Source organism: Taibaiella chishuiensis (assembly GCF_003014535.1).
Taxonomy (GTDB): domain Bacteria; phylum Bacteroidota; class Bacteroidia; order Chitinophagales; family Chitinophagaceae; genus Taibaiella; species Taibaiella chishuiensis.
The window spans coordinates 1-20356 of sequence record NZ_PYGD01000005.1; the positions used below are offsets into that span (position 1 = coordinate 1).

At 51.7% G+C, this 20356-nt stretch carries 19 protein-coding genes; 9 read left to right on the forward strand and 10 right to left on the reverse strand.

Translation table 11 applies throughout. The features are described from left to right. Positions 1–177: 177 nt before the first annotated feature. From B0I18_RS13835 to B0I18_RS13865, 7 genes are read right to left on the reverse strand one after another with little or no spacing between them, the layout of a single operon-like run. On the reverse strand, positions 178–2808 hold the full coding sequence (locus B0I18_RS13835) for a T9SS type A sorting domain-containing protein (RefSeq protein WP_106523322.1): 2631 nt from the start codon (positions 2806–2808) through the stop codon (positions 178–180). Between the two features lie 38 nt (positions 2809–2846). Next, a complete protein-coding gene (locus tag B0I18_RS13840) occupies positions 2847–3776 on the reverse strand; it encodes a methionyl-tRNA formyltransferase (RefSeq protein ID WP_106523323.1) in 930 nt (309 codons plus the stop codon). A gap of 15 nt (positions 3777–3791) precedes the next feature. After that, entirely contained in the window at positions 3792–4946 is a 1155-nt protein-coding gene (locus B0I18_RS13845) for an ABC transporter substrate-binding protein (protein WP_106523324.1), read from the reverse strand. Between the two features lie 39 nt (positions 4947–4985). Continuing rightward, positions 4986–5534 carry a phage tail protein gene (locus B0I18_RS13850; RefSeq protein ID WP_106523325.1) on the reverse strand — a complete coding sequence of 183 codons (549 nt, stop codon included), beginning with the start codon at positions 5532–5534 and terminating at the stop codon, positions 4986–4988. Between the two features lie 30 nt (positions 5535–5564). Beyond that, entirely contained in the window at positions 5565–6110 is a 546-nt protein-coding gene (locus tag B0I18_RS13855) for a phage tail protein (RefSeq protein WP_106523326.1), read from the reverse strand. Positions 6111–6141: 31 nt separating this feature from the next. Continuing rightward, positions 6142–6684, reverse strand: coding sequence for a phage tail protein (locus B0I18_RS13860; protein ID WP_106523327.1), 543 nt, complete (start codon positions 6682–6684; stop codon positions 6142–6144). Positions 6685–6733: 49 nt separating this feature from the next. Continuing rightward, positions 6734–7237, reverse strand: coding sequence for a hypothetical protein (locus B0I18_RS13865; RefSeq protein WP_106523328.1), 504 nt, complete (start codon positions 7235–7237; stop codon positions 6734–6736). A 296-nt stretch (positions 7238–7533) separates the two neighbouring features. Between B0I18_RS13865 and B0I18_RS13870 the strand changes: the two genes are divergently transcribed. Genes B0I18_RS13870 through B0I18_RS13885 form a run of 4 tightly spaced genes read left to right on the forward strand, consistent with a single transcriptional unit; the run spans position 7534 to position 10099 of the window. After that, positions 7534–7968: a hypothetical protein gene (locus tag B0I18_RS13870; protein ID WP_106523329.1), complete on the forward strand. Its 435-nt coding sequence runs from the start codon at positions 7534–7536 to the stop codon at positions 7966–7968. A 5-nt stretch (positions 7969–7973) separates the two neighbouring features. Next, positions 7974–8606, forward strand: coding sequence for a hypothetical protein (locus B0I18_RS13875; RefSeq protein WP_146146746.1), 633 nt, complete (start codon positions 7974–7976; stop codon positions 8604–8606). Beyond that, on the forward strand, positions 8603–9415 hold the full coding sequence (locus tag B0I18_RS13880; RefSeq protein WP_106523331.1) for a sensor histidine kinase: 813 nt from the start codon (positions 8603–8605) through the stop codon (positions 9413–9415). The genes B0I18_RS13875 and B0I18_RS13880 overlap by 4 nt, the downstream gene beginning before the upstream one ends. Positions 9416–9427: 12 nt before the next feature. Next, on the forward strand, positions 9428–10099 hold the full coding sequence (locus B0I18_RS13885) for a response regulator transcription factor (protein ID WP_106523332.1): 672 nt from the start codon (positions 9428–9430) through the stop codon (positions 10097–10099). A gap of 131 nt (positions 10100–10230) precedes the next feature. Here B0I18_RS13885 and B0I18_RS13890 read toward each other — a convergent pair whose 3' ends face one another. The 3 genes from B0I18_RS13890 to B0I18_RS13900 are packed head-to-tail and all read right to left on the reverse strand — an operon-like array spanning position 10231 to position 12866. Continuing rightward, the gene (locus B0I18_RS13890; RefSeq protein ID WP_106523333.1) at positions 10231–11883 is read right to left on the reverse strand and encodes an FAD-binding dehydrogenase; all 1653 of its coding nucleotides are present in this window, start codon (positions 11881–11883) and stop codon (positions 10231–10233) included. A 57-nt stretch (positions 11884–11940) separates the two neighbouring features. Continuing rightward, entirely contained in the window at positions 11941–12189 is a 249-nt protein-coding gene (locus tag B0I18_RS13895) for a hypothetical protein (RefSeq protein ID WP_181358471.1), read from the reverse strand. Between the two features lie 38 nt (positions 12190–12227). Next, positions 12228–12866, reverse strand: coding sequence for a DUF2306 domain-containing protein (locus B0I18_RS13900; protein WP_106523590.1), 639 nt, complete (start codon positions 12864–12866; stop codon positions 12228–12230). A gap of 148 nt (positions 12867–13014) precedes the next feature. Between B0I18_RS13900 and B0I18_RS13905 the strand changes: the two genes are divergently transcribed. From B0I18_RS13905 to B0I18_RS13925, 5 genes are all read left to right on the forward strand, one after another. Then, complete coding sequence (locus B0I18_RS13905; protein WP_106523335.1) at positions 13015–13398, forward strand: winged helix-turn-helix transcriptional regulator; 384 nt, start codon at positions 13015–13017, stop codon at positions 13396–13398. Between the two features lie 85 nt (positions 13399–13483). After that, the gene (locus B0I18_RS13910; protein WP_106523336.1) at positions 13484–14167 is read left to right on the forward strand and encodes a response regulator transcription factor; all 684 of its coding nucleotides are present in this window, start codon (positions 13484–13486) and stop codon (positions 14165–14167) included. Then, on the forward strand, positions 14164–15474 hold the full coding sequence (locus tag B0I18_RS13915) for a sensor histidine kinase (protein WP_106523337.1): 1311 nt from the start codon (positions 14164–14166) through the stop codon (positions 15472–15474). Before B0I18_RS13910 ends, B0I18_RS13915 begins: the two co-directional genes overlap by 4 nt. A gap of 132 nt (positions 15475–15606) precedes the next feature. Continuing rightward, the gene (locus B0I18_RS13920) at positions 15607–16998 is read left to right on the forward strand and encodes a TolC family protein (RefSeq protein WP_106523338.1); all 1392 of its coding nucleotides are present in this window, start codon (positions 15607–15609) and stop codon (positions 16996–16998) included. A 42-nt stretch (positions 16999–17040) separates the two neighbouring features. Continuing rightward, positions 17041–20319 (forward strand): efflux RND transporter permease subunit, encoded by a 3279-nt coding sequence (locus B0I18_RS13925; RefSeq protein ID WP_106523339.1) that lies wholly within the window; start codon positions 17041–17043, stop codon positions 20317–20319. The last annotated feature ends 37 nt before the right edge of the window (positions 20320–20356 follow it).

Below are 20356 nucleotides of genomic sequence, written 5' to 3' on the forward strand. Positions count from 1 at the left end.
CTACAGTCTTGATTTTTGCTTCTTTGTATTAAGACAAAGAAGAATAAAAAATCTGGGTAAGTATACCGGAGTCCCCCAACTTTTTCGCTTGATCCGATTTACCTTGCTGATCAGATAAAAATAAAAAAGCCCCTGTAGAAACAGGGGCCGTTCCAGTTTGAAAATGGAAGTGTGTGTCTATCGTTTGGTAAATCTTAAAGTCGAAGTCTGACCGGATACCGCGCTGCTGATACGCAGCAGGTAAGTGCCCGGGGCCAGTGTGGCTGTGTTGAGCTGTACCGGCATATTATAACCTGTTGTTTGCACGGTTTGTTTCAACTGTACCCTGCCCATCAGGTCGGATACGGTAAGGGCTGCCGTTTCATCGGTTGCGTTATTCCAGCGGATGTTCAGCACCGAACCGTGTACCGGGTTAGGATATACGACCAGGTCCTGGGCGCCGGCATTGCCGTTGAGCTGCAGGGTGCGGGAGTACAGTGCGCTGCCGTCTTCGTGCACAATGCGTAAGCGGTAGTACCAGGTATCGCCCTGTTTAAAGGCGCCGGCATCGGTATAGTTGTAGGTATGCACCTCGCTGGTGCCCTGCCTTTGTGCGGCTACAGAGCCTACGGGTGTAAATACGCGGCTATCTGCCGAGCGTTCCAGTTCATAGGTGCTGATGCTTTTTTCTGCTGTTGCCTTCCACTGCAGTAATACATCGCTGTTGTTACGTTTGCCCGTAAACGATAACAGTTGCAGGGGCAAAGGTGCACTGCTGGTTACACTGAAGGGAGAGAACTGGGTAAGACCGGAGCGGGAAATGGTATAAGGGTCGAGGCCGGAAGCAAAACCCGGAGTGCCGGTAGATACCCAGGTGGTGCCGTTAAAGTGGGCGATCTGGCAGTTATTGCCATTAAAGCCACTCAGCTGGTCCAGACCGTTCCATTCCAGGGTAAGGTTTACATTCGACCCGCCTGCGGTACCCTCGTTGATAAACCATGTTTTATTGACATAGTCCTGGGTAATAGCGCCCGAACCGGTAGTACCGGTATACGAGTTAAAAACACCCTGGCTTACTTTGATGGTAAAGTTATCGGCCGTGCCACTGTTGCTCAGTGCTGCGCGGGTAAAGGAGCTGACATCGCTGCCCACCGGGAAGATAACCGTGCCGGCCCTGCCGCCTGTACCGATATTGTTTTGGGTAAGGCTGCCGGTGCCATTGGTAACGATAAAGGCAGCCGAAGTACCGCCCGCAATAGAGCCGGTAGCGTTAACGGTAAGGTTATTGCTGCCCAGAACCAGTAAACCATTGGTAAGGGTAAGCACACCGTTAATGGCAGTAGCCCCGCTTAAGGTCTTGCTGTTACCACCGGTAATCTGCAGGTCTTTATAGTTTACGGCAGGCACGCTTTGTGCTGCGCCGGAGAGGATCAGTTTACCCAGACTAGGATCAAAAGTACCGCTATTGGTAAAGTTGCCTTTTACTTCGAGTGCATTGGCCGAACCGCTGAAGGCAAGCGTTGCACCCGCGCCCAGCGTAAGGTTGTTACAGATAGCGCCTGCGATATCGACAAGCGGCATGCGTACTGCAGTGCTGCTGATCGTAATATCGATGGTAGCAGTAGGCAATACACCACAGCTCCAGTTAGCCGTATTGGACCAGGCTGTACTTACAGCACCCAGCCAGGTACCCGGCGCGGTTACGGTAAGTGTTGCGGCATTGGAAGTAGCATTGGGCGTTACGTTGCCGCTTACTACGCAGCGGTAGCTGTAGCCATTCATACCCGCTGTAATATTGCTGAGCGTAAGTGTAGCGGTAGTAGCACCGGCATAGGTTGTGCTGTTGATAATATCGCTGTAGCTGCCGCCACCAGGAATAAGCACCTGCCATTGGTAACCTGTTGCATTGCTGGCAACTACCTGGAACGTAGCGCCGGAGCCGGCACAGGTTGTTGCATTGGACGGGTGACCGGTAACTGAAGGCGGTGCACTTACGATATAAGTACAGTTGGTCGGTACGGTATAAGGTAGTACATCCTGGCTGGTCCAGTTGGTAACATTATTCAGTTTAGAACGCAGGTCGGCTGCTGAACTGCCTACTGCTGCGCTACAATTAAAAGTAGCATTGTCTTTTTCCGCATTGGCGGTACCCGGTGCGGTTACGACCATGATGGCGGTGGTACCATTAACAAGCGCGTTAGGTATGGCCGAGCGGCTTTGAGAGGTGCTCCAGCCTGTGGCGCCGTTGGCATTGGCGGTTACGTCCCAGCCGGCGGCTGTAGACGCAGGCTGACTGAGGGCGCCTACAACTTCGCTGTTCATATGGATACCGCTGATAAAGGTTGGCGTGGCCAATGAGCCCTGGAAAGCAAAGACCTGGTCGCCGGCCTGGCTCAGGATAAATTCGCCGCTCTGCACAGAAGCCGTAATATTGGTCGACACGAATACACCGGAACTGTTCTTATAGGTACAGGCATCGATGGCCAGACCGTTTGCAGAAGCCTTAACGTATACTTCGGTAAACTGGGGCAGCGCCGTATTGAAGGTTATAAGGATATCGCCTTCTCCGTTTGCTACCTGGAGTGCCTGGCTTTCTTTATTGAAACCGTTATCGGTGAGGTGCAGTTGTGTACCGGAAGAGATGCCGCCCGTTCTGAGGATCACAAAGGACACCTGGTTGGGTAACGCCCCGCTGTTGTTACAGTTGTAACCGGTAAAGGCTATATCACCGGCCTGCATGGTGGTTTGCGCATCGGCATTGCCGAAGGCTGTGCAAAAAATGCCCAGCAGCAGTAAGGCCCGGAACAATGTAAATTTTCTCTTTTTCATGGTCTTATTTGTTTGATGTTTGGTATTGGTATTGCGTATTAATTGAAAAACATTCCGGGTACGACGCCATATGATGCCAGCTGGTAACCAGGTATAAAATTGCCCGCAACAAAAACCGTATCCAGGCGTATGACCAGCCTGTCGGCCGAGAGTACCGTTAACCGGCTTTGCGGATCTATTGTGAGTATGGTGCCGGGGTATTGCAGTTTCGCCACAGGCTCCTTATACAGTATCGTCACTTTGCTGATCCCGATGGTGCCGCCGTTAAGGGCCGTAGCGGCGCCGTAGTTCCAGGGCACACAGGCGTTTACCAACGCTTCTATCGCCTCTGCAGGCATGCTGCCCCACTGTACCTTTACATCGCTTATACCCGGCCCGGGATAATAAGCGGCTTCCGCCTTGTTCTGCGGGGTGGTTTGCAGGGGATCACCCTGGAGTAACAGCTGCAGCAGCTCTTCTGTCATACCTGCGCCCAGCAGGGCCAGCTTATCCATATGGATACCAAAGGTTTCCTGTGCTGCAATCGGTAGTGTTCGCTTCATAACAATCGCACCGGTATCTATGCCTTTATCGACCACATGTACCGTAATCCCGCCTGCCTGCTCTCTTCTTTTTATCTGTTCAAAAACAGGATTAGGCCCGCGGTAGGCAGGCAGTAATCCATAATGGAAATTAATAAAGCCCAAACGGGGTATCGCCAATGCGGCCTCGGGAATCCGGAAGGGACAGGTCATCATCAATACCGCATCCGGTTTTTCCATATCCAGCCAGGCATACAACTGTGTTTCAAACAAAACCGGTTCAAAGCTCGTAATGCTTGTACCGTATTTAAGACCATAAGGTTGCAACGCATGATAGAGTTCTGTATTAACCGCACTCGTAGCCACACACAGGTTGGCGCCTTTGCTTACCAGCATATCCAGCGCAGGCAGCGCCACTTTATTATTACAGATTAATGCGAGTTTCATTACCCGGTATGCTTTTTACTGAGTACACAGATATGTATTGGTCCACCTGGAAAAGACGCCGGTTACGGGTTCGCTGGTAAAGGTCTTCCAGGCGGCTTCACGGCCGGCGATTTCGGCGCCGGTACGTAATGCGGCATTCCCGTTTTCACCGCTTACTACTTCGGCGGCATAGAGGGGAGCCGTAAAATAATTCGTTTCATCGTCGAGCACCATGGTGCCGCGGGTACTGGTCAGGGCGATGCCTTTGAGTGCTTCCAGCACCTGGGCACGTTTGCCGGGATAAGTCCTGATAGCGGCAGCTACCTGCAGCGCAAAATTACAGGTATCCCAGGCCAGGGCGGCAAAACAGGTCGGGGTTCTGCCCGACAGGGCTGTATAGGCCTCCGTAAATTCTTTATTGCCGGGTGTATCCAGGTTGATCGACCAGGGTACACAACCGGTGATGCCTTCAAAGGGGAAGGCCAGGGATTCGAGGAACTGTTCTTCCAGCAGGAAGGGCGATGCGAGAAATTTTGTTTTCCCGGCAAGCCCGGCCGCTTTATAGGTTTCGAGGAACAAGGCGCCCATATCGATACTCATCTGGGCCAGCAGCACACCCGGCTCCAGGGTTTCTATTGCCTGTTGCAGGGGTTTTATATCGAATTCTTCGAAACGGAAGGGGGCCACGTAGTTGTAGCAGACATTGCCGCCCTGGTCGGCCAGCCCGGCTGTAAATGCATTACAGCAGAGGTAACCGCCGTCATAAAAACTCGTAGCGAACGCAGCAGAAGCGTCGCCGGCCATATGGCCGGTAAGACGGCTTCCGAATGCTGCATCGAGTGTAATATGGTATTTACCGGGCACTGCTTTCCAGCTTACGGGTATCGTGCCACCGGTTTCCATTACGATAAGAATACAATTGGCCGCCTTACATACCGGTTCTATTTTTTCGGCGGCAAAATGGTCCACGAAGGCCACCAGGATATCCGGGCGTTGTTCGATCAGCATTTTTTCCACCTTCGCCAGTACCTCGCTGCCCACACCGCCGATACCCACATTCTCGGTTACGAGATGAATATCCTGCGCGTCATAATGTTGCAGGGCGCTGCGGAAAGCTTCAGTTACATCAAACCCGATACCTGGATACAGGGCAGAACGGGGATACAGGAGACCAACAGTTATCTTTTTCATAATCGGGTACTTAGTTTTCAGAAAGGGGTTAACGGGGCTTTAGTCTCGGGTCGGATAGATGCCCGCAATACAGATAATATGGGTAAGCGCCAGCCCGGGCATCATATTGTTGATGGGTTGGTTGCTACCATTAACACCAATTACCCCCGAAGCGTTCATTGCGCCCATAAAAGCATTGGTACTTGTAGCGGCGTTATAGATATTCTCGGGTGCTTTACCATATACCGAATCCTCAGGGGAATCAGAATCCGGGTCGGCCGTATTGTTAACCGGCAATTTCGCTGTAACAGCAACCGTATGGGTATGGTTAGGCATCTGGGTAATGATCATGGTATTATTTTCCGTGCCTGTAACCTGGCCCAGTATTACCGGTGTAAGCCCGGGACCGTTACCGGTGCCCAATGCGGCACGACCGCGCAGGTCGGGAAGTGCAAAGGTTTGAATACCATTACCGCCGTAGGTTGTTCCCAGCAGGGAAAACAGGGCCTGGTTGGTACTGATCGCCAGGAGTGCTCCGTTGCACATTGCCCAGTTACGGGGAGCAAAGTCGCCGGCGAATATTGTTATGTTTGCCATGGTACCGTCCATGATATAAAAGTTTTAGAGGTGAGTAAAAAATTAGCCGCGGGCCGGGAATACGCCGTACATACAAATGATGTAGCCAAGACCGAGCGTAGGCTGCATATTATTCATGGGGCTGTTGCCGCCTGCAGGCATAAGGGTAGCCGTTACCGAGGCTGCGCCTGAGAACTGGCCGGCAACGGGTCCGGAAGTATAGACCGTAACCGAAGCAGCTGCCGGGAAACTATCCTGCGGGGTTTGCGAATCGTTACCATTAAGGCTGATGGGTTGCGTTATAGTGGCTGTTCCGGCATGGTTATGCGCCGGCAAATTGCCTACGTTCAGGGTATTGGTCTCCGTACCGGTGGCTTCGCCCAGGGTATAATCGCTAAGACCGGGGCCTTGTCCCTGGCCGATTACAGCGCGTCCGCGCAGATCGGGTAAACCAAAGGTGGTTTTACCATCGCCACCATAAGTGGTGCCTAATAATGAAAATAAAGCAGTGTTCTGCCTGATGGCAATTAATTGTCCGCTGCAGGAGGCCCAGTTACGCGGCACAAAGTTGCCTGCAAATAACGTAACGGTAGCAAGTGTTCCGTCCATGGTATTGCGATTAAAAAGATGAAATAATAGTTTAAGGGCGAGAAGGCCATATTCCTTCCACACAAATAATGTAGTTCAGGCAAAGTACCGGCTGCAGGTTGTTTACCGGCAGGCTGCTTCCCGTTACGCCTACGGTTACGGTAGTCGAAAGCGGCATATTTTTATTTGCCGAAGCTGCACTGTTGTAAATCGATGATGCGCTTGCTGCGGGGAAGTTGTTCAGTGGGGTAGCAGCCGAGGCACTGTTGGCATTTACCGGCATTGAAGCGCGCACCTGCATAATGTGGTTGTGCCCGGCCATCTGCGCGGTGGTAAGCGTGTTGGTTTCCGTACCTACCGGCTGTCCTAAGACGCGGTTGGTGAGGCCTGGTCCCTGGCCGGTACCGATCGCTACCCGGCTGCAGAGGTTAGGCAGGGCAAAAGTAGTCGTACCGTTACCGCCATAGGTAGTACCGATAAGACTATAAAGGGCTGAGTATTCGGCAATAGCCAGCACCTGTCCTGCACAGAACATCCAGCTCAGCGGAGCAAAGTTGGCTGCCCAGGGCGTAATAACTCCCATTGTTCCTTCCATAGTGTTTGTTTTTAAATTGAAATAATAATAAGTACGATACCGGGCAACCTTATGCAAGTTTCCATATGACAAGACAATAGCAATGCAGCTTAAAGTCTCTTGATATATTCCAGGCCGAAGCCATACACAGTCGTTCGGCAATATAATAGGCGGCCATATACGTATTGCCGTCCTGCAGCACCACCGATGTTGCGGCTCCGTATACCGCAGGCTGATCGCTGCTGTTTGTTAAAGATCTTACGGCTATTTTTTTGGTCAGGCCCAGGATCGTATTCAGGTTCTGTTCGCTCGCAGCATCGGTACCCGCCTCTAACATGGCCCTTATATAATCCTGCATATCCCTCAGCGTCACTTCGTCGGGCAGGAAGGAGATACATTCCATTTCCCTCAATTCTGCCTGGGTAAGCGAGGGCACCGCCACCCCGATATCCTGTCTGAATTTATCTTTCAGTAAATGTTCCAGTTCCCGGGTGTACTGATCCAGCATCTTTTTTCCCTCTTCCGTCTGTACCGCTTCATAATAAAGAATATCACCGGGTTGATTCTCCGCCATGCACTTCCAGGTTTATTGGTGATTATTGGTTTTAGGGAGCCAGTATTTCATCAATAATTCATTCTTACTGTTCCGGATACAAAAGTGGAACTCTACCCGCATTACTGCTAACGTTGAATTACGTGTTTGGAAAAACAGGTGTTTTTACGGGTATGCTCCTAAGCCGATTGCCGTAATGTTGCAAATGAAGGCGTGGTACGGGCTTTCCCGATAATTTAATCATCCAAAATCATGGTTTACATTGAGATAGTGCGTATCTTCCCTCTTTTTTAAAAACCAAAAAAACATCCTCAAAAATGAATTTACCATCTTACCCCCCAGTGGAACCCGGTGTAGCAGAACAATTAACCCTAAACTGGAGAGAGTTTTATGCCGATGCAACAGAAACAGCGCCAGACGACGCTTTCCGTGGCTTTAAAATTCCCCTCGAAGACCTGTTGAAAATTGTAGAGATCGCGCAAAAAGACAGCAAGATCAATGCAGTAAGGGCTTACCTTGCATTGGGCCGCCAACTGGAAAACGGTCAGGTACCCGGTTCCCAGGACATTCACATCCTGCTGGTGCCTGTAGCCGACAACGGTGGTACCGGTAAAGATATCCTGCAGGTTCCAGAAAAGATCGACGAAAAAACGGTAATGGTATCTACAATTTACGATTTTACTACGCCCTGCCCTGCGCAATGCGACTTTACCAGCCCTCTTTACGCCATTAAGTTACCAAGCGAGGTTTAAGCACTATGCCTTCACTTTATATGGGTATCATCGTTCCGGCGGCGATACTATTGCCGGTGACTGCTGCCGTTATCCGAAAAAAATATTGGCAGCCTCCCGAAAGACTGATATTCGTATACCTGATGCTCTCCGGAGTATTTAATATCCTGGCGGCTGCATTGGCCGCCAGGAGTATTAATAACCTACCCCTGCTCCATTTATATACGGTTATCGAATTTACCGTTATCGCTGCCTTCTTCCGCTCTATCGTAGAGCCGGGTCGCGCCCGTATGCTGATCACCTGGCTGATGGGATTGTTCCCGCTGATGGCGCTTATTAATATCTACCTGCTCGATTCGATCTTCCTGTATAACCTTATCCCCCGGTCGGTAGAAGCCATTATCGTAGTCAGCTTTTGCATCTATTACCTGATGAAAAGCCTTAGTTTTTCGGCGGGTAAGTCGCCTTTCTTTAACTTTGCCGTAGTCGTTTCTTTCCTGTTGTATTTTTCCGGCTCCCTGGCGCTTTTTGCCTTGTCCGATTTTATTATCGCCAACAAAAAGATCAATGCGCTGATCTGGAATACACATGCCACTTTTGTACTGATCATGTATCTCATTATTGCTGTAGCTTATTATAAAACCAAGCACGAAAAATGAACATTTACCTGTATGTTATCGTGGCTATGTGCGGCTCCTTTCTCTTATCCGTCGCCCTGCTGCTGTTTTACCTGCGGTACAAAAAGAACCTGCTGCACCAGCAATTCAGGATACAGAATGCCGAGCTCGAGCACCAGAAGCAACTGACACAGGTTATCATCCACTCCCAGGAACAGGAACGCAAACGCATCGGTAAGGAATTGCATGACGATGTCGGTAACTCGCTGGCCTCGCTGCGCCTCTACCTCGATAAGTATATGTATATCGCGGCCCAGGAGAACAGGGAAGTACGGGAAGAATATAAAAAGAGGATCTCCGCCATTTTCCAGAAGCTCCGTATGATCAGCCACCAGTTATCGGTCGTGGAAATCGAATTGTTCGGCCTCCGGGAGGCCATGTTCATCCTTAGCGAACACATTGAACAATCGGGCGGTTTTACCATTACCATAGACGAGTCGGCCATGAAGATACCCGAAGACCTGAGTTATGATACGTCGGTTATCATTTACCGGGTATTCCAGGAGCTGTTGACCAATACCATAAAACATGCCCAGGCCACGAGCGTCGATATTTCGTTCGAATACCTGGAAGATGCAGCGGAACTGCTGATCCATTATGCGGATAATGGTGTCGGTATCAGTTCCAAAAAGAAACTGCATGGCCTGGGCTTTAAAAATATCGAGAGCCGGTTACAGGTGGTCAACGGGCGTTTTGACATGGACAGCAAAAAGGCGGGCTTCTCCATTAAGCTGTTCATTCCCCATAAAATGACCGTAACCGAACACACAAACCAAGCCGTTAGCGCCTAAAAAACACAAACGATGACACCAATCAGACTAGCAATTGTAGATGATCAGGCATTGTTCCGGCAGGGAATTATTGCATTAATGAACAAGATACCGGAAGTAAACCTGGTGGTAGATGCCTCCAACGGCCCCGAGCTGCTGGAGCGCCTTTCCGTACTACCGGAGTTGCCCGAGATCTTGCTTATGGATATGGAAATGCCGGGCATGAACGGCATCGACCTGAACCGCATCATGCACGAAACCTATCCCGAAGTAAAAGTGATTATGCTGACCCTGTACGACCAGGGCCGTTATGTATTTAAAATGGTGGAAGAAGGGGTATGCGGTTATCTTTCTAAAAGCTGTAGTATGGAAGAGCTGAAAGAAGCCATTTTGAAGGTGCATACCTCGGGCTTTTTCTTTACCGACCTGATCAAAAATGCCCTGCAGCAATCTTCCGACTTCAGAAAAAAGCAGATGCACAACTTCAATCATATCCCGGTAGACCTTACCGTAAGGGAGAAAGAAGTGATGAACCTGATCTGCCGCGAATATACTAATGGCGAGATAGCCGACAAATTATGTATCAGCCCACGCACGGTAGAAGGGCACCGCAATAACCTGCTGCTGAAAACAGGCAGTAAGAATACGGCCGGCCTCGTGGTATTCGCTATTAAAAACGGGATCTATGATGTGCTGATGCGCTGAAATGAGATGTTAGATATGAGATATTAGGTGTGAGATGTTAGATATTAGATGTGAGATGTGAGATATTAGATGTGGGGTGTTAGGTGTGAGGTGTTGGATATTAGATATCAGATGTTATTAGATGTGAGCGATCAGATGATGGCGGCTGCGGCGGCTCTGCCGGCTATGCGTCCCGAAAACAGGCAGCCGCCCAGGAAGGTGCCTTCGAGCGCACGATAACCATGCATACCACCACCGCCAAAGCCGCTTACTTCGCCGGCCGCATATAGCCCCGGCACCGGGTTTCCGCTGGCATCCAGTACCTGTCCCGACAGGTTGGTTTCCAGTCCGCCCAGGGTCTTCCGGGTCAATATATGCAATTGTACCGCGATCAGCGGACCGGCAGCCGGGTCCAGCAAACGATGCAACGGGGCAGTACGGATTAGCTTGTCGCCAATATAATTCCTGGCGCCCCGTATGGCCGTTATCTGCATGTCTTTCGTAAACTTATGGCTTACCTCCCGGTCCCGCGCTGTTACGGCTGCTGCAATGGTTTCATAGTCCAGCAGGTTATTACCCGCCAGGGCATTCATAGCCGGCACAAGATCTTCCAGCCTATCTTTTACGATAAAATCGGCGCCCTTTTCTTTAAAGGCTTCTACCGGCCCGGTCGCTTTTTTGCCCGAAGCCCGCTGCAATACCTGCCGCCAGCTCTTGCCGGTCAGATCGGGGTTCTGCTCCGAACCCGATAAGGCAAATTCTTTACGGATAATTTTTTGATTCAGGATAAACCAGGTATAATCATAACCGGTCTTGCCGATATGGGCTAGCGTACCCATGGTATCGAAACCCGGGAACAGCGGTACCGGCAATAATTGCCCCGTAGCGTCGAACCAGAGCGACGATGGTCCGGGCAGGATACGGATACCATGATTGGTCCATACGGGGTCCCAGTTGCGGATGCCCTCGGTATAGTGCCACATACGGTCGGGGTTGATAATGCGTCCACCGGCCATGGCGCTGATCTCCAGCATACGGCCATCCACATAATCGGGTACACCGGTTATCATATGCCGGGGTGGTAAGCCCAGCCTCGCCGGCCAGTTGCGTCGTACAAGGTCATGATTGCCGCCTATGCCACCCGAAGTTACGATTACGGCCTGTGCCTTCAGGTTAAAGGATGAGATCGCATGCCGGGAGCTTTTCTGCCCGCGGGCCTCCCGGCTCACTTCCAAAACGGTGCCCGTTACTCCGGTAATAACACCGGCTTCCTGTACCAGGTGGTCTACCCGGTGGCGGAACAGCAGGCGGATTGTGCCCTGTTTCACGGCTTCTTCCACCCGGGCTATAAAAGGTTCCAGTAATCCAGGGCCGGTGCCCCAGGTAATATGAAACCGCGGTACAGAATTGCCCGGTCCGGCAGCGCCATAACCGCCACGCTCGGCCCAGCCTACCACCGGGAAAAACTTGACGCCCAGACTGCGCATCCAGTCCCGCTTTTCAGAAGCTGCAAAGGCAAGATAGGCCTCTGCCCATTTGCGGGGCCAGTAATCCTCTTCACGGTCGAAGCCTGCGGTACCCATCCAGTCCTGTAAGGCGAGCTCGTACGAATCGCGGATACCGAGCCGGCGCTGTTCGGGCGAGTTAACGAAAAACAGGCCGCCGAAGGACCAGAACGCCTGTCCGCCCAGGTTCTGCGGCCCTTCCTGGTCCAGGATGATAACGCGCCGCCCCTTTGCAGCAAGTTCGCAGGCGGCAACGAGGCCCGCCAGTCCGGCGCCGATAACAATTACATCCGCATCCATCCTTCGTGGGTTTAACGATGATCAAAAGTGGTGAGGAACGCCCTCCAGGGGCTGCATTCAGGCCAGGTCGTCGGGGTTGCCGCTTTGCTGGGCAGCCTGGTACTGCGACCGGAAGGCTTCCTGGGCATGGTACAGGGTTTCGTGAAACTCGTCGCAACAGGAAGCTACGGTTATAAAGCCTTCGTCGTTGATAAAAACATTGGCATTGAGCCTGTGTGTGATACAGTACAAACCGGATAATTTTTCTATAAGATACGCATTCATAGCAATCATAAACTCCAGCTTTTGGTGCTCAAATATACGCAAAAGCCGCCGATTAAAATACGCCAGGGACGAGCTCCTGCTCAGTTTTTGCGCCTTAAGGACAACAATACTTCATAACCGAAAAGCGGTACCGACCAGCCCATCCAGAAAAACGAAGGCGAGATCTCGTCGAAGGTACCCAACTGTTGTACATAATCCGTTTTAAGCAACAGGCCCGACACGATAAACGCAAAGGTTACCAGGTAACTTCTTACCATCCACTCCTTGTGCGATACAAAACGTTTTTTCAGCGCACTGCGATAAGCGATAATCGTGGTCGTAAACCATACGGCCACCCATACCTGCAGCGAAAAGGCATAAGCCCAGTTGATCTTATAGGCTGTAGTAAAAGCCAGGATAAGCGCACAGGCGCCGCTGGCCAGGATCGCCAGCAGGTAAAGCAGGCCCAGCACCCGGTGCAGCCGCCAATTGCCCCCCTGCAGGCGTTTCCAGAACTGGAGCGGCCCGAGTACCAATGCCCCGCCACCTGCCGTAATATGCAGGATAAGCACCCAGCGCAGCGCGAAATACTTGCCCAGCGCTTCGGGACTGAGCTCGAGAAAATGGTCTGCAGCGTGCATAAAGGTCCGGGTAAGGGCCAGGATAACGAGCCATAAAAAGACTTGTGCTATTTCGGTGCGGGAAAATTTGCGGGCGGTACGTTCTTTTTGTTGGAGCATCTTCATTTTTTAGAGACAAAATTGCCGGTCTGCACCCGTAGAAAAAATAACCGAAAAATTATTCAGATACCGAATAATTTTTCGGTATAGCCCCATTCGGCCTGCCCCGCAGAAAATACTAACTTCGATCCTAAAACCAGATAAGACCATGTACGAAAGAAAGATCAAAGAAGACCTGGATTGCGGGATCGTAGCGGCCATGCGGGTATTCGGGGCCAAATGGAAGCCCTGCATTATCGATGCAATAGGCAGGGGCATAAAACGCCCGAGCGAACTGCACCGCTACCTCGATACCACCAGTCCCCGCGTTATCGATATGCAACTGAGCGAACTGGTAGATTTCGGCGTGGTGGTTAAAGAAGTATCTCCCGGTTTCCCGCTTAACGTAGCCTATTCGCTTACCCCGCTCGGGGAGAGTATCCTGCCTGTTATCAGTGCTTTAGACCATTGGGGCAGCCGGCACAAGGACCAGGTAAAAGTGCTGCACGAACGGCAGCTTTCGCGCAACCGCGCTAAACTTGTAGCAGGCTAAGCGCCTATAAACATTTGTTATTGCCGTCCGGCCGGGCCGCTTACTTCAAAATTCCCTCAGGATTCTGGCTTAATTTTGCATCACTATGAAAGTACTGGTGATTGAAGACAACAAGGAACTGGCCGGCAGTATCTATAATTTTCTGGCAGCAGAAGGTTATATCTGCGAGCTGGCTTATCATTTTGAAGAGGCAAGAGAAAAGCTGTTACTTTTTCCCTACGATTGCATCCTGCTCGATATTATGCTACCCGATGGCAACGGGCTGGATCTGCTCCGGTTTATTAAACAGGAGCATATACAAAGCGGTATCCTGATCATCTCGGCCAAAGACTCGCTCGACGATAAGGTAAACGGGCTCGAAGGCGGCGCCGACGACTATATTACCAAACCCTTTCATTTACCGGAACTGCATGCCCGCCTGCGCGCCATCTACAGGCGCCAGAAGCTGGAGGGTAACAACCTGGTCTCCTTTAACGAAATAGGCCTCAATACCGATACCCTCGAAGCCACCATCAACGATACCCTGCTCGATATTACCAAAAAAGAATTCGACCTGCTGCTGTACTTTGTCGTCAATAAAAACAGGGTATTGTCGCGGCAGGCCATTGCCGCGCATCTGTGGGGCGACTATACCGACAACCTGGCTAATTTTGACTTCGTATACCAGCATGTCAAAAACCTGCGTAAAAAGATCAATACCGCCCGGGGCGCGGATTATATAGAAACGGTATACGGCCTGGGCTACCGTTTTAATGCATCCAGAACATGAAACTGATCAATAAAATTACCTACTGGTTTATCGGCATCGTCTTTTTGATCACGCCCTTTACCATGTATATCTCCTATACCAATATCAAGAAGAAGATCGATGAGGCGGAGGTAGAACGGATGAAGGATGTGAACGAACGGGTAGCCGAACAATTGAAGAGCGGCGAAAAGCCCGACCGTTATGCCCTGGGCCGGCCCATCTCCATCACCCCGGTACAAGGCCCCTTGCCGGTCAAACAAACGGAGGTCACTGAGGCCAACTTCTACAACGAAGACATTAAACGCCGCGAATGCCGGCTTACCGTGTCTTCCTTTTATATGGTCAACGAAACACCCTACCGGATCTCGTCCTATAATTATGTAACCAAGTCGGACCAGATCCTGAGTGGCATGATCAATGCCCTCGTGATAAAATTACTGCTCATTATCCTTTCGGTGGGCATAACCGCCCGCCTGTTGTCGCGGTATGTGCTGTACCCTTTCCGGCAAACGATGAAGATCATCAACAATTTTGATATCAAGAAAAAAGATAAGATCGAACTGCCGGCGACCACCACCAGGGAATTTAAAGAGCTCAACACCTTCCTGGAAAAAATGACCGAGAAGGCCATGGAAGACTATGCCTCGGTAAAGGAGTTTAGTGAAAATGCCTCGCATGAACTGCAAACCCCGCTGGCCGTTATCCGTAGTAAACTGGAACTGCTGGCCGAAACCGATATTGACGCCTGCCAGGCTTCGCTGATTGCCGATACCCAGAATGCGATCGATAAACTCTCCAAGATTAACCGCTCGCTTACCTTACTTACCCGGCTCGACAACCATGAATTTGCCACCAGCGACGATATCAAGATCTGCAGGATCACGAAAGATGTACTGGCCGTATACGAAGACTGGATCGCGCACAGGGGGCTGCAGGTCAGGACCGACCTTTGCGCCAATGTACCGGTACGCATCCACCCTACGCTCGCCGAGATGTTGTTGAACAACCTGCTGAGCAATGCCATCCGGCATAATATAGAGCAGGGTATGATCGAGATCCGGTTAACGCCTTCCCGGCTGACGGTTATCAATACCGGTCTGCCACCTGAAATCCCGACCGAAGAATTGTTTCTCCGGTTTAAAAAGAGCAACCAGAGTGCCGACAGTATAGGGCTGGGACTGGCCATCGTTAAACAGATTTGCGAGGTCAATCAATTCGATATTTCTTATGCCTATCAACAGGGGCAGCACATCATTAACATCCACTTTAACGTAGCCGAAAACACAGCGCCACAGCGTGTTACAGGCGGCAGGGCCGCGGTTACCTAGGCTATAGGTATCGATTTATGCAATCGGGCGATCGACCGGCTAACTGACTTCAAATTTGCTTCAAAATCATAAGGTCACTTTGCATCCGGAAAGGGGTTTGTACCCCGCCATTGAATGCAAAACCACTACCTGATGCTGCAAAGAAAGATACCCCTGCTGGCGCTACTCCTGTTACTGACGGCTTCGCTGCCGGCAACCGCCCAGCAAAAACTCAGCCTGAAAGAGGCTATCCAATCCGCCGTCGAAAACTACGGAACCATAAAAGCCAAGGCCAGTTATGCCGAGGCCTCCGAAAACCTGGCAGGACAGGCAAGACGCGACTATTTGCCCAACCTCAACCTTTCGGTACAACAGGCCTATGGTACCGCCAACGGCCAGCTGGGCCCGCAGTATGGCTTTGGCGGCCTGGGTGTATCCTCATCGGGCTTACCCCTGCCCCAGCAAAACTGGAATGCAGCTTTCGGCGCTTTATACCTGGCTAATGTCAACTGGGACGTATTCGCCTTTGGCCGTGCCCGCGAAAAAATAAAAACTGCCGAGCAGGCCGCCTTCCGCGATAAGAAAGACTGGGAACAGGAGCTTTTCCGGCACGAGGTGAAAGTGGCCGGCACTTATCTCAACCTGATCGCAGCCCAGCAACTTACCGCGTCTTATCGAAAAAACCTGGCCCGCGCCGATACGTTTCGCCTGATCGTGGTAACGCGCGCCCTGAACGGGCTGATCGCCGGCGTAGACTCCTCGCAGGCCAATGCCGAGGTATCCGGTGCCCGTATCGCCCTGACCAAGGCCATTGACTTTGAACAGGAACAGGCCAACCAACTGGCGCAACTGACGGGGCTCCCGGCCGGAACGTTCCAGCTGGACACCTTTTTCATATCCCGCATCCCTGCGGTATTACAGGATAGCCTCAGCACCGACAACCATCCCTTACTGCAATGGTATAAAAGCCGGGTGGGCTTTAGCGAAGAGCAATCCAAATACCTCAAAACCTTTTATTATCCCACCTTATCATTGGTCGGTGTGATCCAGAGCCGTGCTTCAGGCTTTGGCAGCACGTATGCACAGAACCAGGCCGACTTTTCGCACGACTACTGGGACGGTATTAATCCCAACCGCAGCAACTACCTGCTGGGACTGGGGCTGACCTGGAACATTACCCAGCCCTTAAGAATATCGAAGCAGGTAAAGGCCCAACACCTGATCAGCAAAGGCCTGCAGGCAGAATACGAACTGGCCGGTCAGCAGGTAAGGGCACAGCTGCAGCTTTCCGATTCCAAGATCAAGAACGCACTCGATAACTATAACGAAGTGCCGGTACAGGTAAGAGCCGCGTCCAATGCGTATCTGCAGAAATCAGTTTTGTATAAGAACGGGCTGACCAACCTCGTAGAAGTCACCCAGTCCCTGTATGCGCTGATCCGGGCAGAGACCGACCGCGACATCGCTTATAATAATGTATGGCAGGCCCTGCTGCTGCGTTCCGCTGCTGCAGGCGATTTCAACCTGTTCCTCAACCAGCTTTGATCTTCAACCCCTTTATTGCACAGTCCTTTTATACGATAAATTATGAACCTTATCCGTTTCGCATTACGCAAACCGATTACCATCCTGGTACTGGTTGCCGGATTGTTCTTCTTCGGCATCAAAGCCGTAAGCAGTATCAAAATCGATATCTTTCCCAAGCTCGATATGCCGGTTATGTACCTGTCGCATCCCTTCTCCGGTTATACGCCTTCGCAGATGGAAGCCATGTTCGGCAAGCAATACATCAATATCCTGCTGTTCGTAAACGGGATCAAGAGTATCGAGACCAAAAACATACAGGGGCTGACGCTGATGAAGATCAACTTCTACCCCGGCACCAATATGGCCCAGGCTGCTGCCGAGCTCAGCGCCTTTGCCAACCGTATCCAGGCTATCTTTCCGCCGGGCTCCAACCCGCCCTTTATTATCCGTTTCGATGCCTCCACACTGCCTGTAGGACAGGTGGTGCTGAGCAGCGATAAACGCAGCAACAACGAATTGCTCGATCTTGCCAACGTATATGTAAGGGCTTCGTTTACCGCCATTCCGGGCCTGGTAGCGCCACCGCCTTTCGGGGGCAACGTGCGTACCGTGGTGATCAAGGCCGATCCCGGACAACTGCGCGCCCACAACATGACACCCGATCAGCTGGTAGAGGCCATCCGGCTCAACAACCAGACTTCGCCTTCGGGTAACGTACGTATCGGTGACAAGAATTATATAACCCCGACCAATACTTTATTGCATAACATTAAAGATTTTGAAAACATACCCTTGTTTAAAGGTGGCGTGCAAAACCTTTACCTGCGCGACGTAGCCACCGTTGAAGACGGCGCCGATGTGACCGTTGGTTATGGCCTGGTAAACGGCAAACGTTCAGTATACCTTAACGTAGCCAAAAGTGCCGATGCCTCGACCTGGGAAGTGGTGCAGAACCTGAAAAAGGCGCTGCCCAAAATGCAGGCGCAGTTGCCCGACGATGTTAAGCTCAGTTACGAATTCGACCAGTCGACCTATGTAATCAACTCGGTAAAGAGCCTGCTGAGCGAAGGCGCTATAGGCGCTATCCTTACGGGTTTGATGGTATTGCTCTTCCTGGGCGATGTACGGGGCGCCCTGATCGTGATCCTGACCATACCGGCTTCCATTATCTCGGCGGTATTGTTCCTGAACCTGTTCGGGCAAACGATCAATATCATGACGCTGAGCGGCCTGGCCCTGGCCATTGGTATCCTCGTGGATGAAAGTACGGTAACGATCGAAAACATACACCAGCATCTGGATATGGGCAAACCGAAGGCGCTGGCGATATGGGACGCCTGTAAGGAAATTGCTTTCCCAAAATTGCTGATCCTGTTCTGTATCCTGGCGGTATTCGCACCGGCATTTACGATGCAGGGCATTCCGGGCTCACTGTTCCTGCCGCTGGCGCTGGCCATCGGTTTCAGCATGGTCGTGTCCTACTTCCTGGCGCAGACCTTTGTACCGGTAATGGCCAACTGGATCATGAAGGTGAAACATCATAAAAAGAAAGACGGCACTGAAATGACCGAGCAGGAAGAGTTTGCAGCCACCGGCCTGCAACAGGGCAGCGAGGACAATACCTGGGGACAAAAAGCCGTGCTTGTAGAACGCGCCGACAGTAACCGCGATGGTAAGATCAGCTTCTTCGAAAAGGTAAGAGGCCGCTACCTGCGCTTTATCAGCCGTATGATGCCTTACCGCAAGCCCATCGTTATCGTATACCTGCTGGGATCCTGCGCCATTGCCGCTTTACTGATGGGCGGTATCGGCCGCGATGTATTGCCCAAGGTAAATGGCAGCCAGTTCCAGGTAAGGCTGCGGGCGCCCGAAGGTACCCGTATCGAAATTACCGAACACCGTACACTGCAGGCCATCGACGCCATTAAATCGATTACGGGACCGGAAAACGTAGCCATCACTTCGGCTTATGTGGGTACCCACCCTGCCTTGTTCTCGATCAGTCCCGTATTTCTCTGGATGGCGCAGCCCAATGAGGCCGTAATCCAGGTGGCGCTCGACGAACATTACAAAACCAACCTGGATGCGCTGAAAGAAAAAATAAGGAACAGGCTGGCCGGTGATATGAAGGACGTAAAACTCTCCTTCGAACCCATCGAACTTACGGATAAGATCCTGAGCCAGGGTTCGCCTACGCCGATCGAGGTACGCTTCTCGGGCAGGAATAAAAAACAGAACGAAGCCTATGCCGAAAAGCTGATGGCTAAGCTGAAGGAAATCGCCTACCTGCGCGACATACAGCTGGGTCAGTCCACTAAATACCCGTCGCTCAATATCGAGGTAGATCGCATAAGGGCCGCCCAGCTTGGCGTAGACATGACCGATGTATCGCGTTCCCTGATCGCATCGACCTCCTCTTCCCGTTATACCGATAAGAATATATGGGTAGACGAAAAATCGGGATACAGCTACAGTGTGCAGGTACAGGTGCCGGAAAACAAAATGACCAGCATCAACGATATCGGTGAGATCCCGCTGCTGAAAAACGCCAGCCGCCCGGTATTGGGCGATGTAGCCACCATTACGCAGGGCACTACCTATGGCGAAAATGATAACCTGGGCGCTATGCCCGTGCTGTCGGTTACCGCCAACCTGAACAATAAGGACCTGGGTGCAGCCGCTAAAGATGTACAGCAGGCCATCGCTTCGCTGGGTGAGCTGCCCCGCGGGCTGAATGTAGAGCTCATCGGTCTCAGCCAGACGCTTACCGATACCATGAGCAGCCTGGAAAGTGGTCTGGTCGTCGCTATCGTCGTGATCTTCCTGATGCTGGCCGCCAACTTCCAGTCGTTTAAAGTATCTGCCGTAGTACTGGCTACCGTACCCGCGGTTATCCTGGGTGCCCTGTTGCTGCTGGTCATGGCGGGTTCTACGCTCAACCTGCAGTCGTATATGGGTATGATCATGTCGGTAGGTGTTTCCATCTCTAACGCCGTATTGCTGATCACCAATGCCGAACAGATCAGGAAGAACAACGGCGATGCCCTGCGCTCCGCCCAGGAAGCTGCCGCCCTGCGTTTACGCCCCATCCTGATGACCGCATTGGCCATGGTGGTCGGTATGATCCCGATGGCCAGCGGCCTGGGTGAAGCCGGCGACCAGAGCGCGCCACTGGGCCGCGCCGTAATCGGCGGACTGATCGCCTCTACCTTCGCAGCCTTGTTCATCCTGCCCCTTGCCTTTGCCTGGGGACAAGGCAAGGCAACCACGCAAAGCGTATCGCTCGATCCGGAAGATGCCGAAAGCAAACACTATATTCCTTTAAACCCACAATCCTAAACATACACAACACGGATCTGCGATCCAGGTGTTTTTA